Below are 16,478 nucleotides of genomic sequence, written 5' to 3' on the forward strand. Positions count from 1 at the left end.
GTGGAAAGCGGTGGGGCGAGCGGCGTGGAGAGCAGTGGCATGAGCGGCACGGCGAGCGGCGAGGCGGGCACGGCGATCGAGGTCCGGGGGCTGCGCAAGTCGTTCGGCGATCTGGAGGTGCTGCGCGGCATCGACTTCCGGGTGGCGCGCGGCGAGGTGGTGTGCGTGATCGGGCCGTCCGGGTCCGGCAAGTCGACGCTGCTGCGGTGCGTGAATCTCCTGGAGGAGCCGACGTCCGGGTCGGTGACGGTGGCCGGCGTCGAGATCACCGATCCGGAGGTGGACATCGACCGGGTGCGGCGGCGCATCGGCATGGTCTTCCAGTCGTTCAACCTCTTCCCGCATCTGTCGGCCCTGGGCAATCTGACCATCGCCCAGCGGCGGGTGCTGCGCCGCGACAAGGCGGAGGCGGAGCGGGTGGCGCGGGAGCGGCTGGGGCGGGTGGGGCTCACGGACAAGGAGTCCTCGTATCCGGCGCAGCTCTCCGGCGGCCAGCAGCAGCGGGTGGCCATCGCTCGGGCGCTGGCCATGGACCCCGAGCTGATGCTGTTCGACGAGCCGACGTCGGCGCTCGATCCGGAGCTGGTGGGCGAGGTGCTCGCGGTGATGCGCTCGCTCGCCGACGAGGGCATGACGATGCTCGTGGTCACGCACGAGATGAGTTTCGCGCGGGAGGTCGCGGACCGGGTGGTGTTCATGGACGGCGGCGTGATCGTCGAGGAGGGCACGCCGGAGCAGGTCGTGGGCGATCCCCGGCACGCCCGTACGCGGTCCTTCCTCGCGCGCGTACTCGACCCGGCGGCCACCGAACTCGGCGCGGACCCGGGTCCCGACGAGCACCCGACAGGGACCGCCGAACAAGACGAACACACGAACAGGCGGCCGGACGTTCGCTAGAACGCGTGATCGTGCCGGGAGAGATTGCGAAAGCACTCTGCGACGCGTGATGCTTACGGTGCGCAAGCGACGGGCTGCAGACCGTTATCGCGCATCCGGCTCAAGTCCCCATGACGAGCCGGATGTTGGTCCCACATTTGCACCAAGGAGAAGCAACACCATGAACATCATCACCAACCTGCTCGCCGGCATCGTCCACTTCGTGGGTTGGCTCGTCTGACGGACGCTCTCCCCCATGCGGCGCCGCATCTCCCCGTCCCAGGGAGGTGCGGCGCCGCCGCGTCGTACCGTGCACACTGCACGCATGACCGACACGCTCTCTCAGGAGGAACGCGACATCGTCGCGACCGTACGCGACTTCGTCGACCGCGATGTCCGCCCCGTGGCCCGCGAGCTGGAGCATGCGAACGCCTATCCCGGACAGCTGATCGACCGCATGAAGGACCTCGGCGTCTTCGGCCTCGCCGTGCCCGAGCCCTACGGACCGGCGCGCGTGAGCACCCCTTGCTACGCACTCGTCACCGAGGAACTGGCCCGCGGCTGGATGAGCCTGGCGGGCGCGATGGGCGGCCACACCGTCGTCTGCTCGCTGATCCTGCGCTACGGGACCGAGGAGCAGCGCGAGCGGTGGCTGCCGCGGCTGGCGACCGGGGAGGTACGGGCCGCGATGGCGCTCACCGAGCCGGGCGGCGGCTCCGATCTTCAGGCGCTGCGCACCACGGCGCGGCGCGAGGACGGCCCGGACGGCGGCGCGCGAGGCGGTTCGTACGTGGTGGACGGCGCGAAGACCTGGATCACCAACGCCCGCCGGGCCGGGCTCCTCGCCCTGCTCGTCAAGACCGACCCCGCCGCCGACCCCGCGCACCGGGGCATCAGCGTCCTGCTCGCCGAGCCCGGCCCCGGCCTCACGGTCTCCCGCGATCTGCCGAAACTCGGCTACAAGGGCGTCGAGAGCTGCGAGTTGGCCTTCGACGGCTTTCGTGTACCGGCCGACGCGCTGCTCGGCGGCATCGAGGGCGAGGGGTTCGGGCAGATGATGCGCGGCCTGGAGATCGGCCGCATCCAGGTCGCGGCGCGCGCGGTCGGCGTGGGCCGGGCGGCCTTCGAGGACGCCCTGGCCTACGCGCGGCAGCGCGAGACCTTCGGAAAGCCGATCTGGAAGCACCAGTCGATCGGCAACTACCTCGCGGACATGGCCACCTCGCTGACCGCCGCGCGCCAACTCGTGCTGCACGCGGCCCGTACGTACGAGAGCGGGGCCCGCGCCGACCTGGAGGCCGGCATGGCCAAGCTGTTCGCCTCGGAGACCGCGATGCGCATCACGCTGGACGCGGTGCGCATTCACGGCGGCTACGGCTACTCGACGGAGTTCGATGTGGAGCGGTACTTCCGCGACGCCCCCTTGATGATCGTCGGCGAGGGTACCAACGAGATCCAGCGGGGCGTCATCGTCCGCCAGTTGATCGACCGCGGCGGCCTCGGCTGACGGCCTCGACTGACCTGGCCGGCGGCCTGGCGCGGGGCGCTCAGCGCTCCATCGGCCGCTTCGCGGTCTCCGGCAGGACGACGTACACGCAGGCCGAGACCAGGCAGAGCCCGGCCACGTACCAGGGGAAGCCCCCGGCGTGGCCGGCCTGTTTGAACCAGGTGCCGACGTAGGGGGCGGTGCCGCCGAAGAGGGCGACGGTCAGCGAGTACGGGAAGCCGATGCCCGCGGCCCGTACGCGCGCGGGGAAGACCTCCGCGTTCACGGCGGCGGCCACCGCGGTGTAGCCGGTGAGCAGGACCATGCCCGCGCACTGGACCAGCAGGAGCGAGAGGAACGCGTCGGTGACCGCGTGCAGCAACGGCACCGCGAGGGCGGCGAACCCCACGGCGAAGGTGATGAGCAGCGGCTTGCGGCCGATGCGGTCCGAGAGCATTCCGCCGAGCGGCTGGAGCAGCGCGAAGAAGGCGAGCGAGATGGTGCCGACGAGCAGCGCGTCGCCCTTGTCGAAGCCCGCGTTGACCTCGGCGTAGGTGGGCAGGTAGGTGGTCCAGGTGTAGTAGGCGATAGTGCCGCCCGCGGTAATGCCGCAGATCAGTAGGGATTCGCGGGGGTGGCGGCGCAGCGCCTCGAAGAGGGCGGGGCGGGCGGCGGCCCGCTGCTCCGCGCTGCGCGTCTCGTGCGCGCCCTGCCGGACCCAGAAGCCCACGAGGCTGATGAGCGCTCCGACCAGGAACGGTATGCGCCAGCCCCAGTCCCCCATCTGCCCGTCGGTGAGCAGATGGGTGAGGAGCGCGGCCACGCCCGAGGCGAGGAGCTGGCCGATGGTGGTGGACACGTACTGGAAGCTGGAGAACAGCCCGCGCCGGCCCGGCCCCGCCGATTCGACGAGGAAGGTGGTGGACGCCGCGAACTCGCCGCCCACCGACAGCCCTTGGATCAGCCGCGCGATGACGAGGACGACCGGGGCGAGGACGCCGGCGGCGGCGTAGGTGGGGGTGAGGGCGACGAGGAGGCTGCCGCCGCCCATGAGCAGGATGGTGACGGTGAGCGCGCTGCGGCGGCCGTGCCGGTCGGCGACGGCTCCCATGAGCAGGCCGCCCACGGGCCGCATGAAGAAGCCGACGGCGAAGACGGCGAAGGTGGAGAGCAGCGGGACGAGGGAGTTTCCGGAGCCCTTGGGGAAGACCTGGTCCGCGAAGAAGACGGCGAGGAATGAGTACGCGTACCAGTCGTACCACTCGGCGGCGTTGCCGACGGAGGCCGCCGCGAGCTGGCGGAATGCGGAGCCGGGACGCGTGCCGGAGGGCTCGCCGCGCCCGGCCGCTATGTGATCGGTACTCGTCATGATCCGCTACTCCCCCGACGCGCCCGTCCGCTAACGCGGACGAGAGGACCGGGATGACGGTCCTGCCCGGGCCGCGGCGCGCTCGGGCCCGGCTCGCCGGTCGCGCCGCGCGCCGCTCAAGCCGCACGGCGCTCCGCGCGTGGCCCGCAAGGATGCCGCGGCCCGCAGGGGTCAGGCCGCCGGGGCGAGCTGTGTGTCGCGCCGTACGAGGGCCGCGTACCGGCCGTTCCGCGCAAGCAGTTCGTCATGGGTGCCGCGCTCCATGATGCGGCCGCCGTCGAGCACGACTATCTGGTCGGCGTCGCGGATCGTGGAGAGCCGGTGCGCGATGGTGATGGTCGTGCGCCCGGCGGAGAGCGCGTCCATCGCCTCCTGGACCGCGGACTCGGTACGGGTGTCCAGCGCGCTGGTGGCCTCGTCGAGTATGAGCACGGGCGGGTCGCGCAGGATGGTCCGGGCGATGGCCAGGCGCTGCTTCTCGCCGCCGGAGAAGCGGTAGCCGCGCTCGCCGACCATGGTGTCGTAGCCGTCGGGCAGCGCGGCGATGTGGTCGTGGATCTGCGCCGCCTTCGCGGCGGCCGCGATCTCGTCATCGGTGGCGTCGGGCTTGGCGAACCGCAGGTTGTCGGCCACCGAGGCGTGGAAGAGGTAGGTCTCCTGCGAGACCACGCCCACCGCACGGGCCAGCGTGTCGAAGTCGAGGTCGCGGACGTCGACCCCGTCGATCAGGACCCGGCCGCCCGTGACGTCGTAGAGCCTGGGCACCAGGTAGCTCAGGGTGCTCTTGCCGGAGCCGGTGGGGCCGACGACGGCCAGGCTGCCGCCCGCCGGGACGCTCACATCGATCCCGCTGAGCGTGAGAGCCGTGGCCGCACTGCCAGTGTCGGTGCCGCTGCCGGCGGCATCGGCGTCGGCGTTCTCCGGGCCCTTCGCGCCCTTCGCGCCCTTCGCGTCCTTCGCGTCCTTCGCGTCCTTCAACGCCTCGGGGTCGTCCGCGTCCTTCACGTCGTACGAGAAGGAGACGTTCTCGAATCGGACGTCCCCGCGGACGGTTCGGAGGTGGACGGGGTCCGCGGGCTCGTCGATGTCCACGGGCAGGTCGAGGTATTCGAAGATGCGGTGGAAGAGCGCGAGCGAGGTCTGCATCTGCACGCCGGTCGTGAGCAGGCTGACCGTGGGCCGGAGCAGGCCCTGCTGGAGCGAGACGAAGGCGACCAGGGTGCCGACGGAGACGGCCGGCCCGCCGAGCTGGAGCGCCATCCCCGCGGCCCAGTAGATGAGGGCGGGCATCGCGGCCATGACGATCCCGATGGTGGACATCCGCCACCGGCCGGCCATGTTGGAGCGCACTTCGAGGTCGACGAGGCGCTCGGACTCGGCGGCGAAGCCCTTGGTGAGGGAGTCGGCGCGGCCCATGGTGCGGCCCAGCAGGATGCCGCTCACCGAGAGGGATTCGGTGACCATCGCGGACATGGCGGCCATCTGCTTCTGCCGCTGCGAGGTGATCTTCTTGCGCTCGCGGCCGACCCTGCGGCTGATCCATACGAACAGCGGCAGCAGGAGCAGTGAGACGACGGTGAGCCGCCAGTCCAGGGCGAGCATGGCCACCACAGTGGCGACGACGCTGGTCAGGTTGGAGACCAGCGAGGTGGCGGTGGAGGTGACGGTGGCCTGCATGCCGCCGATGTCGTTGGCGATCCGGGACTGGACCTCGCCGGTGCGGGTGCGGGTGAAGAACGCCAGCGGCATCCGCTGGAGCTGGGCGTAGACGGCGGTGCGCAGGTCGTGCATGACGCGCTGGCCGACGGTGGTGGAGATGAGGGTCTGCAGGACGCCGAAGATGCTGTTGACGACGGCGGCGGCGATCATGCCGAGCGCGAGCAGGCTGAGCAGGCCCGTACGGCCGTGCGGCAGGGCGACGTCCAGCACCTCGCGGAGCAGGAACGGCGAGGCGACCGAGACCAGGGAGGAGGCGGCGACCAGCAGCCCGACGAGGGCGAGGCGGCCGCGGTAGGGGCGGAAGAGCCGGAGGATGCGCCGCAGCTGGGCGGGTTGCTCCGGGTCTGCGGGCGGGGGCGTCCATTCGATGGCGTCGCGGGGCATGGGCTCCTTCACAGGGATGCGGATTCATAGGCATGGAGACGAAGGCTCGCCGAGCATAGCTCATTGTTACCTATACTCACAATGCACTGAGTCCTGTACCCTGTGATCATGACGGCCCCCGACCCGACCGGCCAACTCGCCGAACAGCTGCTGCGCCTCAACCGCAGACTCCACCGCGCACAGCGCCGCCTCCTCGAACCGGTGGGCATCACCCCCGCGCAGTCCCGGCTGCTGCGCGCCGTCGCGCACTGCGGCGACGAACCGCCCCGGATGGCCGACCTCGCCGAGCGGCTGGAGGTCGTGCCGCGCGCGGTGACCACCCTGGTCGACGCGTTGGAGGCGGCCGGGGCGGTGCGCCGGGCGCCGGACCCGGTCAATCGCCGCGTCATCCGGATCGAGCTCACAGACCGCGGCCGCTCGACGCTCCGCGCGCTGCGCGACGCGCGCCGGACGGCCGCGGAGGACATTCTGGCCCCCTTGGACGCCGAGCAGCGCGAGGTGCTGAGCGGGCTGCTGGCCCAGCTGATGGCCGGGCCGAACGGCTACTGCTGACCCCCGTCGCGCTGCCGCCGCGCGCCGGGAGAACACCCCGGCACCGGGCGCGGCTCCGCCACCCGGCACCATGAGCTGGTCCGACCATTCCGAGACCCCGAGACTGAAACCCGGCATTTCGACACCACGCACGACGCTCGCGTCCAGTCGCCGACGCCGAGACGCACCACTAGGAGAGCACCATGCCGCTGCTGGAGCCCGACCCCGACGCACTCCGGCCGACCACGACGCGGGGCCCCTCCCCCGACCGCGTCGCGAGCGACCGTTCCCAGGGCACGCCGCAGCCGCTGCGCGGCGACCTGGAGGCGCTGCTCGGCCCGGAGAAGGTGCTGTGGAAGGTCTCCGACCTGGTGCGCTACGCGTCGGATGCGAGCCCGTACCGCTTCACGCCGCAGGTCGTCGTCCTCGCCGAGGACGTGGACGACATCTCCGCCGTCTTCTCCTACGCCCACGGCAAGGGCCGTGAGGTGGTCTTCCGGGCCGCGGGCACGTCGCTCAACGGACAGGCGCAGGGCGAGGACATCCTCGTCGACGTGCACCGGCACTGGGCGGGCGTCGAGGTCCTGGACGGCGGCGCGCGGGCCCGTATCCAGCCCGGCACGACCGTCGTACGGGCCAACGCCGCCCTCGCCCGGCACGACAGGGTGCTGGGCCCGGACCCGGCGAGCTCCATCGCCTGCACCGTGGGCGGCGTCGTCGCGAACAACGCCTCCGGCATGACGGCTGGCACCACCCGCAATTCGTACCGCACGGTCCGCTCCCTGACGCTCGTGCTGCCGTCCGGGACCATCGTGGACACCGGCGATCCGCGGGCCGACGCGGACCTGGCGGACGCCGAGCCGGAGCTGTGCGAGGGGCTGCTGGCCCTCAAGGCGGAGATCGAGGCGGACGCCGCGCTGACGGCGCGGATCCGCGCGAAGTACGAGATCAAGAACACCAACGGCTACCGCCTGGACGCCTTCCTGGACGGTTCGACGCCCGTGGAGATCCTGCGCGGGCTGATGGTCGGCTCCGAGGGCACGCTCGGCTTCATCTCGGAGGTGGTCTTCGACGCCCTGCCGCTGCACCGGCTCACCTCCACCGCCCTGCTCTTCTTCCCCACGCTCCAGGCGGCAGCGGCGGCCGTGCCGCTGTTCAACGAGGCGGGCGCGCTCGCCGTGGAGCTGATGGACGGCAATACCCTGCGCGCCTCCGTGAGCGTCGCGGGCGTGCCGGCCGACTGGGCGGAGCTGCCGAAGGAGACGGCAGCCCTGCTGGTCGAGTTCCGCGCTCCTGACGAGGCGGCCCTCACGGAGTGCGAGCGGGTCGCGAACGAGGCCATCGGCGGCCTCGAACTCACCGCGCCCGTCGCCTCGGTCACCAACGCCTTCACCCGCGCCCCCGGTGTCATCAGCGGCTATTGGAAGGCCCGTAAGGCGTTCGTCACCGCGGTGGGCGGCTCCCGCCCGTCCGGCACGACGCTGATCACCGAGGACTTCGCGGTGCCGCCGTCGCGTCTGGCCGAGGCGTGCGAGGCGCTGCTGGAGCTCCAGGAGCGGCACGGCTTCGACGCCGCCGTGGCGGGCCACGCCGCCCACGGCAATCTGCACTTCCTGCTCGCCTTCGACGCGGCGGAGCCCTCCGACGTCGACCGGTACGCCGCTTTCATGGACGACTTCTGCGCGCTCACCGTGGAGCGCTTCGACGGGTCCCTGAAGGCCGAGCACGCCACGGGCCGCAACATCGCCCCGTTCCTGGAGCTGGAGTGGGGGCCGCGGGCGACCGGTCTGATGTGGCGGATCAAGGAGCTTCTGGACCCGCACACCATCCTCGCCCCGCGCGTCCTGCTCGACCGCGACCCGAAGGCGCACCTCCGCGGCCTCAAGACGATTCCGCGGGTCGAGCAGGTCGCCGATCCGTGCATCGAGTGCGGGTTCTGCGAACCGACCTGCCCCAGCGGCGACCTGACGACGACGCCGCGCCAGCGGATCGTGCTGCGCCGGGAGATGATGCGCCAGTCCCCCGGCTCGCCGGTCACCGACAGCCTGCTGGAGAGCTACGGCTACGACGCCGTGGACACCTGCGCCGGCGACTCGACCTGCAAGCTCGCCTGCCCCGTCGGCATCGACACCGGCGCGATGATGAAGGACTTCCGGCACCAGCGGCACTCGCCGCGCGAGGAGCGCACGGCCGCGCTCGTCGCCAAGCGCTTCAAGGTGGTGGAGAAGTCCGCGCGGCTCGCGGTCGGCGCGGCGCAGCAGATCAGCGACCGGCTGCTGGAGTCGGTGACCGGCGCCGCGCGCAAGGCCGTACGGCCCGATCTGGTCCCCGAATGGCTGCCGGAGATCCCGGGGGCGGCGGCCCGCAGGCTGCCCGCCACGCGGCGGGTCGGCGCGGTCGCCGTCTACTACCCGGCCTGCGTCAACCGGATCTTCGGGGAGCCGGCGGGGCACGCGGGGCCCTCGCTGCCGGAGGCCGTGGTCGCGGTCTCGGCGCGCGCCGGGAAGCCGGTGTGGATTCCGGGGGACGTGGCGGGCACGTGCTGCGCGACGATCTGGCACTCCAAGGGGTACGACGAGGGGAACGCGGTCATGGCCAACCGCATCGTCGAGGCCGCGTGGGGCTGGACGGCCGGGGGCCGGCTGCCGCTGGTCGTCGACGCCACGTCGTGCACGCTGGGGATCGCCCATGAGGTGGTGCCGTATCTGACCGAGGACAACCGGAAGCTGCACGCGGAGCTGACCGTGGTCGACTCGGTGGTGTGGGCGGCGGAGGAGCTGCTGCCCGATCTGACGGTGCTGCGGACCGTCGATTCGGCCGTCCTGCACCCCACCTGTTCCATGCGGCATCTGGGGGACGAGGCGCAGTTGGTGACGGTCGCCGAGGCGTGCGCGCGGGAGGTGGTGGTGCCGGACGACGCGGGGTGCTGCGCCTTCGCCGGTGACCGCGGCATGCTGCACAAGGAGCTGACGCAGTCGGCGACGGAGCGGGAGGCGGCGGAGGTGACGTCGCGCCCGTACGACGCCCATCTGTCGGCGAACCGGATGTGCGAGATCGGCATGGACCACGCCACCGGCCGCAGTTACTACTCGGTGCTGCTGGAACTGGAGCGCGCGACGCGTCCCTCCGGCGTCTGACGCCGGAGGGACGGCGGGTGGGCGCGGCCGTCGCGGCTAGGTCCGGGCGCCGATGTGCAGGGCGAGCGCGCTCTCGGCGCCCACGGTGGCGGTCGCCTTGCCGTCGTCCCCGACGGTGACCGTGCTGCCCGCGCAGTCGTCCGGCCGTGCCGCGACGACGTCGCAGTAGGTGCCGGCGGGCAGTCCGGTGGCGAAGGTCCTGGTCAGGGTGGTGTCGCTGTTGTTGAGGGCGACGAAGCCCCTGTCGCCGCGGGCGAAGGCGACGGCGCCGCGGCCGTCGTCCCACCAGTCGGTGAGCGGGGCGCCGGCCGTGGCGTTGCGGAAGCCGACCATGCCGGTGATGTCCTGCCGGGCGTGCGTGCAGGTCCAGGCGCCGTTGTCGCAGCGCGCCGCGCCGCCGTCGGGCGGTGCCGCGTCCCTGTCGGTCCAGGCGTACCCGGAGTAAACGTTGGGCGAGCCGTAGGGCGAGGCGAGCATGAAGATGTTGGCGAGGGTGTAGGCGGCGCCGTCCTTGTAGGTGAGGGTGGAGCCGTTGCGCTCGGTGTCCCAGTTGTCGACGAACGTACGGGCGCTGTCGCTGCTCAGCTTGGCGTCGCCGATGTTCCTCAGGCTCGTCAGGTCGCCGCCGCGGAAAGCGGACTTGAGGTGGGTGCCGTAGCGGAACTCGTCGACGTCGCCGATGCCGGTGTATTCGTCGGGCTGTACGGCCTCGCCCGCACCGTAGATGGCCTCGGACACCCAGAATCCGGGGTCGGCCATCTTGCCCTTGACGGCGGCGAGGTCGGCGGCGGCGATGTGTTTGGCGGCGTCGATGCGGAAGCCGTCCACGCCGAGGGAGCGCAGGTCGTCCAGGTAGCGGGCGATGGTGGTGCGTACGTAGTCGCTGCCGGTGTCGAGGTCGGCGAGGCCGACGAGCTGGCAGTTCTGTACGTCGCCGCGGTCGCGGTAGTCGTCGATGTCCTTGCGGCAGCCGTGGAAGTCCTGGATCTGGTAGTAGCCGGGGTAGTCGTATTTGGAGTACTGCGTGCCGCCGGTGCCGGTGCCGGACCCCGCCGACATGTGGTTGACGACGGCGTCGGCGATCACTTTGACGCCTGCCGCGTGGCAGGCCGCGACCATGTGCGCGAAGGCGTCCCGGTCGCCGAGCCGTCCCGCTACGCGGTAGCCGACGGGCTGGTAGGAGGTCCACCACTGGTCGCCCCGGATGTGTTCGGAGGCGGGCGACACCTCGACGTAGCCGTAGCCCGCGGGGCCGAGCGATGCGGTGCAGGCACGGGCCACGGCGTCGTACTTCCACTCGAAGAGGGTGGCCGTGACGCTCTTTCCGCCCGCCGGCGCGGCCCGTGAGGAGTCCGGGGCGATGGCGGCGAGGCAGGCGGCGGCGGTCAGCCCGGCCACGGCGCCGCGGAGGACGCGGGTGCGCAGGTACACGTGGGACTCCTTCGGTGTACGGGCACGGCGGGTGCCCTCGAAGGCAGCCACGCGCCAGACCACCGTGGGGGTTCTGGGACGGAGACTGCCGCCCGGCGGTGAACACGTCAAGGTGTACCGCCGAGGATACGACGGGGACCGCCGCTCGCCGTCGCCCGCTGGACGAAACGGCTTCGTCCGCACGTCGGGCCTCTTGCGCACCGGGCGCCCCAACCGCCATGGTCCTGACCGATGTTCCTGCGCAAGCCACGCACCGTCAGATCCCTGGAGGGTCGATGAACGAGGCAGCACCGCAGAACCACGGCGAAGGACCCGGTCCCAGCCGCCGCTCCCTGCTCTGGACGGCGGGCGCCGCGGGCGCCGGTCTGGGGCTCGGCGGATTGAGTGCCCAGAGCGCCGCCGCCGACAGCAGATCCGCGGCACGGGGCGCGCCCGCGCCCGCCGCCCTGTCGGCGGAGAGCCTGCCCGCCGAGCCGAGGCGGCGGGGCCCCACGATGATCGGAGTGCCGTTCGAGCGCCGCTCCACGGTCCGGGTCGGGATCATCGGCCTCGGCAACCGCGGCGGCAGCATGATCGATCTGTTTCTCGCGGTGCCGGGGGTGCGGGTCGTCGCCCTCTGCGACGTGGTCAAGGAGAAGGCCGCGCGGGCCGCGGCGAAGGTGACCGCAGCGGGCCAGCCCGCACCGGCGCTCTATACCAACGGCGAGGACGACTTCGAGAATCTCTGCGACCGCGGGGACGTGGACTTCGTCTATGCCGCCACCCCCTGGGACTGGCACTTCGAGATGTGCCGCACGGCGATGCTCAGCGGCAAGCACGTCGGCGTGGAGTGCCCCCTGGCGATGGAGATGCACCAGCTCTGGGAGCTCGTAAACGTCTCCGAGAGCACCCGGCGGCACTGTATGCAGCTGGAGAACTGCTGCTACGGCAGGAACGAGATGCGGGTGCTGCGCATGGCGCACGCGGGTCTCTTCGGTGATCTGCTGCACGCCGCGGGCGCCTACAACCACGATCTGCGCTCCCTGCTGTTCGATCCCGTCTACTACGAGAACGGGTGGCGGCGGCAGTGGCACACCCGGCTGCGCGGCGATATCTACTCCACCCACGGCCTCGGCCCGGTCGCCAACTACCTGGACGTCAACCGGGGTGACCGCGCGGTGCGGATCACCAGCGTCGGCTCCCCTTCCCTGGGGCTCGCCGCCTACCGCAAGGAGCACATGCCGCCGCGCGACCCCAGCTGGAAGGAGTCGTATATCGAGGCGGACCGGACCATCAGCCTCATCCAGACCGCCAAGGGCCGGGTGATCCGGCTGGAGCACGACGTCTCGACACCGCACCCCTACAGCCGGGTCAACAGCCTCGGCGGCACGAAGGGGCTCTTCGAGGACTATCCGGAGCGGATCTACATCGAGCCGGACCACACCGACGACCAGTGGGGCGACTTCGGGAAGTACGCCCAGTGGGACCACTGGCTGTGGAAGGAGCACGCCAACCCGCCCGGCGGGCACGGCGGCATGGACTACATCCTCATCTTCCGGCTCATGCAGTCCCTGCGGCTGGGCCTGGTACCGGACTTCGACGTGTACGACGCGGCGACCTGGACGGCGCCCGTACCGCTGAGCAACGCCTCCATCAAGGCGAAGAGCGCGCCGCAGGAGTTCCCCGACTTCACCCGCGGCCTGTGGCGGAACAAGCGGCTGGGGATGGACTCGCACAAGCCCGAGGAGTGAGGGCGCGGGGTCCGGCCGGTCGCTCCGGCCGGGCCCCGGTCCCGTACGGCCGGGGGCGGGACCTTGGCGCGTTGTCCCGCTCACCGCGGATAACCAGTTGAATTCGCACGGCGAATACGGCGAACCTTTCACGGCCACCCGCCAGCGCACCGCTACCCGTGAGACGCCATGCAGATCAAAGACCTTCCCTATACCGATCCCGGCCGACCGGACGTCCGTTCCGGTCCGCGTTTCCTGCTGTGGCTGGGCAGCAACCAACTGGGCGGCCAGATCAAGGCGGCCCTCTGGGGAACGCTGCACATGATCGCCGTAGCCCTCTTCCCCACCGCCGTGGGCGTCGCCGTGCAGGCGGTGTCCGACCGCTCCGGCGCCCGACTGGCGCTCGCGGGCGGCCTGATGGCGCTGATCGGCGTCCTCACGACGCTGGGCGACACCATGTTGCACCGAGTAGCAGTTACCAACTGGATTCTCGCGTCGTCGCGGGTGCAGCAGCTGCTCGCCCGCAAGGCGGCCCAGTTGGGCTCCGCGCTGACCCGGCAGGTCGCGGCGGGCGAGGTGGTGGCCGTCTCCACGGGCGACGTGGAGAAGATCGGCTGGTTCGTCGAGGCATTCTCCCGCTTCACCGCGGCCCTGGTCACCACGGTCGCCGTCTGCGTGGCGCTGATCATCTACGAGCCGGAGATCGGCTGGCTCCTGGCGATCGGGGTGCCCGTGCTGACGCTGGCCGTCCTGCCGTTGCTGCCGCGCGCGACGCGACGGGCCGACGAACAGCGCGAGAAGGCGGGGCACGCCACCGAACTCGCCACCGACACCGTCGCCGGGCTCCGGGTGCTGCGCGGCATCGGCGGCGAGGAGCTGTTCCTGACCCGCTACCGCCGCGCCTCCCAGGAGGTGCGCAGGGCCGCGGTGCGCAGCGCCCGCATGTGGGCGCTGATCGCGGCGGTACAGGTCGCGCTGCCGGGCCTGCTGCTGATCGGCGTGGTCTGGTACGGCGTCGGGCTCGCCCAGGACGGGCGCATCAGCGTCGGCGAACTGGTCACGGTCTACGGCACGGTCACCTTCCTGCTGTTCCCCTTGCGGCAGTTCGAGGAGATCGCGATGGCCTACTCCTTCTCCCGGCCGTCCGCCCAGCGCGCGGCCCGGGTGCTGGCGCTGGAGCGCGACACCGACCCGACCGGGCGGGACCAGGGGGCGGACGGCCCCGGCCTCGACGGCGAGCGGCTCACCGGCGATCTGTACGACCCGTCGAGCGGTCTGCGGGCCCCGGCCGGGCTGCTGACCGCGGTGGTCTGCGGCGACCCGGACGCCGCCGGACGGCTCGCGGAGCGGCTCGGCGGACACAGCGGGCAGGGGGCCGGGACGGGGGCGTCCGCGCTGCTCGGCGGCGTCGCCCTGGACGAGGTGCCGCTCGACGCGGCCCGCACCGCCGTGCTCGTACAGGACAAGGACCCGGTGCTGCTGTCGGGCACCCTCGCCGAACTCCTCGACGTGCCCGCGTCGGGGAACGTCCGCGCCGAGGACGCGCTGTCCGCCGCGCAGTGCGATGACGTGCTGACCGCGCTCGCCCAGGCGTCGGCGGACGACTCCGGCGACCCCATGCGCACTCGGATCACCGAGCGCGGCCGCTCGCTCTCCGGCGGCCAGCGCCAGCGGCTGGCCCTGGCCCGGTCGCTGGTGACCGACCCGGAGGTGCTGGTGCTGGACGAGCCGACGTCCGCGGTCGACTCGCACACCGAGGCGCGGATCGCGGAAGGGCTGCGCTCGCTGCGGGAGGGCCGCACCACGGTGGTGTTCTCCTCCAGTCCGCTCCTCCTCGACCGGGCCGACCGCGTGGTGTTCGTGCGCGACGGCGAGGCGGCGGCGGTGGGCGCCCACCGGGAGCTGCTGCGCACCGACCCCGCGTACCGCGCGGTCGTCACCCGCGAGACCGACGACGAGCAGGCCGCGGCGCCCGCCGGGGCACTGGAAGACGAGCTGTCACGGCTCAACGAGAACGAGCAGATCGAGGAGTCCGCATGATCGGCGTCGCACCGCCGGCGCACGACCCCGCCGCACCGGAGTCGGCGACGACCCTGCCGGTCGGCAAGCCCACGACCGTACGGGCGTACATCGGCGAGCTGCTGCGCAGGCACCGGATGGCCTTCGTGGTGCTGGTGACGGTGAACGCGATCGCCGTGCTCTCCTCCATCGTCGGCCCGTACCTGCTGGGCGGACTCGTGGAGGACCTGTCCAAGGGCGCGGACGAGCTCCATCTGGGGCGCACGATCTCGCTGTTCGCGGCGGCGCTGGCCGTGCAGACCGTGTTCACGCACATGGTGCGGCTGCGCGGCTCGGTGCTCGGCGAGGAGATGCTGGCCGACCTGCGCGAGGACTTCCTCGTACGGTCCGTGGCGCTGCCGCCGGGCGTGCTGGAGCGCGCCGGGACCGGCGATCTGCTGTCCCGGATCACCACGGACATCGACCGGCTGGCGGAGGCGATGCGGGAGGCCGTGCCGCAGCTCGCCATCGGCGTGGTGTGGGTGGCGCTGCTGCTCGGCGCGCTGGGCCTGACCGCGCCGCCGCTCGCGCTGTGCGCGCTGGTCGCCCTGCCGGTGCTGCTCGTCGGCGGGCGCTGGTACTTCCGCCGGGCCCCGCGCGGCTACCGCTCTGAGGCCGCCGGCTACGCGGCGGTCGCCGCGGCGCTCACCGAGACGGTGGACGCGGGGCGGACCGTGGAGGCGCACCGGCTGGGCGAGCGCCGGGTGGCCCTCTCCGACCAGCGTGTCGCGCAGTGGACCCAGTGGGAGCGCTACACGATGTGGCTGCGCACCGTGCTCTTCCCGGTGATCAATCTGTCGCACGCGCTGCTCTTCGGGACGGTGCTGATCGTCGGCGGCGTCTTCGTGCTGTGGGGCTGGATATCGGTGGGTCAGCTGACCACGGGAGCCCTCCTCGCTCAGATGCTCATCGACCCCATCGGCCTCATCCTGCGCTGGTACGACGAGCTTCAGGTCGCCCAGGTGTCGCTGGCCCGGCTGGTGGGCGTGCGGGAGATCGAGTCGGAGGACGCGGACGGCCGGATCACTCCGGACGGCAGGCACGTCCGCGCCGACGAGGTCCACTTCGGCTACCGGCCCGGCCACGATGTGCTGCACGATGTCTCGCTCGATGTGCGGCCGGGCACCCGGCTCGCGCTGGTCGGGCCGTCCGGGGCGGGCAAGTCCACGCTCGGCCGGCTGATCGCGGGCATCTACGCGCCGCGCACGGGCGAGGTGACGCTGGGCGGGGCGGAGCTGGCGCGGATGCCGGCCGAGCGGGTACGTGAGCATGTCGCGCTGGTCAACCAGGAGCACCACGTCTTCGTCGGCTCGCTCCGCGACAATCTGCTGCTGGCCCGGACGGGGGCGAGCGACGCGGAGCTGTGGGCGGCGCTCGGCGCGGTCGACGCCGACGGCTGGGCGCGCGCCCTGGACGAGGAGCTGGACACCGAGGTGGGCTCGGGCGGCACGGCGCTCACCCCGGCGCAGGCCCAGCAGGTGGCCCTGGCGCGCCTGGTCCTCGCCGATCCGCACACGCTGGTCCTCGACGAGGCGACCTCGCTCCTCGACCCCCGCGCGGCCCGGCACCTGGAGCGGTCGCTGGCCCGTGTGCTGGAGGGCCGTACGGTCGTGGCGATCGCGCACCGCCTGCACACCGCCCATGACGCGGACGTCATCGCGGTCGTGGCGGACGGCCGCATCAGCGAGCTGGGCAGCCACGACGAACTGGTCGCCGCCGACGGCGCGTACGCGGCTCTGTGGCGCTCCTGGCACCAGTAGCCGCCGGCCGTCCGGCGG

At 72.1% G+C, this 16,478-nt stretch carries 10 protein-coding genes; 7 read left to right on the forward strand and 3 right to left on the reverse strand.

The window, feature by feature from the left end:
- Window positions 1-39: 39 nt before the first annotated feature.
- Window positions 40-897: an amino acid ABC transporter ATP-binding protein gene (locus AB0I49_RS11570; protein WP_363226722.1), complete on the forward strand. Its 858-nt coding sequence runs from the start codon at window positions 40-42 to the stop codon at window positions 895-897.
- Window positions 898-1,201: 304 nt separating this feature from the next.
- Entirely contained in the window at window positions 1,202-2,383 is a 1,182-nt protein-coding gene (locus AB0I49_RS11575) for an acyl-CoA dehydrogenase family protein (protein ID WP_363226681.1), read from the forward strand.
- 40 nt (window positions 2,384-2,423) lie between these two features.
- Here AB0I49_RS11575 and AB0I49_RS11580 read toward each other — a convergent pair whose 3' ends face one another.
- Both AB0I49_RS11580 and AB0I49_RS11585 read right to left on the reverse strand, forming a co-directional pair.
- Window positions 2,424-3,731 carry an MFS transporter gene (locus AB0I49_RS11580; protein ID WP_363226682.1) on the reverse strand — a complete coding sequence of 436 codons (1,308 nt, stop codon included), beginning with the start codon at window positions 3,729-3,731 and terminating at the stop codon, window positions 2,424-2,426.
- 171 nt (window positions 3,732-3,902) lie between these two features.
- Window positions 3,903-5,834 (reverse strand): ABC transporter ATP-binding protein, encoded by a 1,932-nt coding sequence (locus AB0I49_RS11585; RefSeq protein WP_363226683.1) that lies wholly within the window; start codon window positions 5,832-5,834, stop codon window positions 3,903-3,905.
- Window positions 5,835-5,942: 108 nt separating this feature from the next.
- On the opposite strand from AB0I49_RS11585, the gene AB0I49_RS11590 reads away from it, so the two are divergent.
- Window positions 5,943-6,386, forward strand: a complete 444-nt coding sequence (locus AB0I49_RS11590; RefSeq protein ID WP_363226684.1) for a MarR family transcriptional regulator — start codon at window positions 5,943-5,945, stop codon at window positions 6,384-6,386.
- A 182-nt stretch (window positions 6,387-6,568) separates the two neighbouring features.
- A complete protein-coding gene (locus AB0I49_RS11595) occupies window positions 6,569-9,502 on the forward strand; it encodes an FAD-binding and (Fe-S)-binding domain-containing protein (protein WP_363226685.1) in 2,934 nt (977 codons plus the stop codon).
- A gap of 36 nt (window positions 9,503-9,538) precedes the next feature.
- Here AB0I49_RS11595 and AB0I49_RS11600 read toward each other — a convergent pair whose 3' ends face one another.
- Window positions 9,539-10,933, reverse strand: coding sequence for an alpha-amylase family protein (locus AB0I49_RS11600; RefSeq protein WP_363226686.1), 1,395 nt, complete (start codon window positions 10,931-10,933; stop codon window positions 9,539-9,541).
- Between the two features lie 275 nt (window positions 10,934-11,208).
- Between AB0I49_RS11600 and AB0I49_RS11605 the strand changes: the two genes are divergently transcribed.
- The 3 genes from AB0I49_RS11605 to AB0I49_RS11615 all read left to right on the forward strand — a co-directional run bounded on the left by AB0I49_RS11605 (window position 11,209) and on the right by AB0I49_RS11615 (window position 16,460).
- Window positions 11,209-12,663: a Gfo/Idh/MocA family oxidoreductase gene (locus AB0I49_RS11605; RefSeq protein ID WP_363226687.1), complete on the forward strand. Its 1,455-nt coding sequence runs from the start codon at window positions 11,209-11,211 to the stop codon at window positions 12,661-12,663.
- Window positions 12,664-12,831: 168 nt separating this feature from the next.
- Window positions 12,832-14,682, forward strand: coding sequence for an ABC transporter ATP-binding protein (locus AB0I49_RS11610; protein ID WP_363226688.1), 1,851 nt, complete (start codon window positions 12,832-12,834; stop codon window positions 14,680-14,682).
- Window positions 14,679-16,460 (forward strand): ABC transporter ATP-binding protein, encoded by a 1,782-nt coding sequence (locus AB0I49_RS11615; protein ID WP_363226689.1) that lies wholly within the window; start codon window positions 14,679-14,681, stop codon window positions 16,458-16,460. Before AB0I49_RS11610 ends, AB0I49_RS11615 begins: the two co-directional genes overlap by 4 nt.
- The last annotated feature ends 18 nt before the right edge of the window (window positions 16,461-16,478 follow it).

The sequence above is a fragment of the Streptomyces sp. NPDC050617 genome, assembly GCF_040654795.1.
Taxonomy (GTDB): domain Bacteria; phylum Actinomycetota; class Actinomycetes; order Streptomycetales; family Streptomycetaceae; genus Streptomyces.

Bases quoted from the DNA above. Each gene is read 5' to 3' on its own strand.
- AB0I49_RS11590 (WP_363226684.1), top strand. From the start codon at position 5,943: ATGACGGCCCCCGACCCGACCGGCCAACTCGCCGAACAGCTGCTGCGC.
- AB0I49_RS11605 (WP_363226687.1), top strand. From the start codon at position 11,209: ATGAACGAGGCAGCACCGCAGAACCACGGCGAAGGACCCGGTCCCAGC.
- AB0I49_RS11615 (WP_363226689.1), top strand. From the start codon at position 14,679: ATGATCGGCGTCGCACCGCCGGCGCACGACCCCGCCGCACCGGAGTCG.
- AB0I49_RS11595 (WP_363226685.1), top strand. From the start codon at position 6,569: ATGCCGCTGCTGGAGCCCGACCCCGACGCACTCCGGCCGACCACGACG.
- AB0I49_RS11570 (WP_363226722.1), top strand. From the start codon at position 40: ATGAGCGGCACGGCGAGCGGCGAGGCGGGCACGGCGATCGAGGTCCGG.
- AB0I49_RS11610 (WP_363226688.1), top strand. From the start codon at position 12,832: ATGCAGATCAAAGACCTTCCCTATACCGATCCCGGCCGACCGGACGTC.
- AB0I49_RS11575 (WP_363226681.1), top strand. From the start codon at position 1,202: ATGACCGACACGCTCTCTCAGGAGGAACGCGACATCGTCGCGACCGTA.
- AB0I49_RS11585 (WP_363226683.1), bottom strand. From the start codon at position 5,834: ATGCCCCGCGACGCCATCGAATGGACGCCCCCGCCCGCAGACCCGGAG.
- AB0I49_RS11580 (WP_363226682.1), bottom strand. From the start codon at position 3,731: ATGACGAGTACCGATCACATAGCGGCCGGGCGCGGCGAGCCCTCCGGC.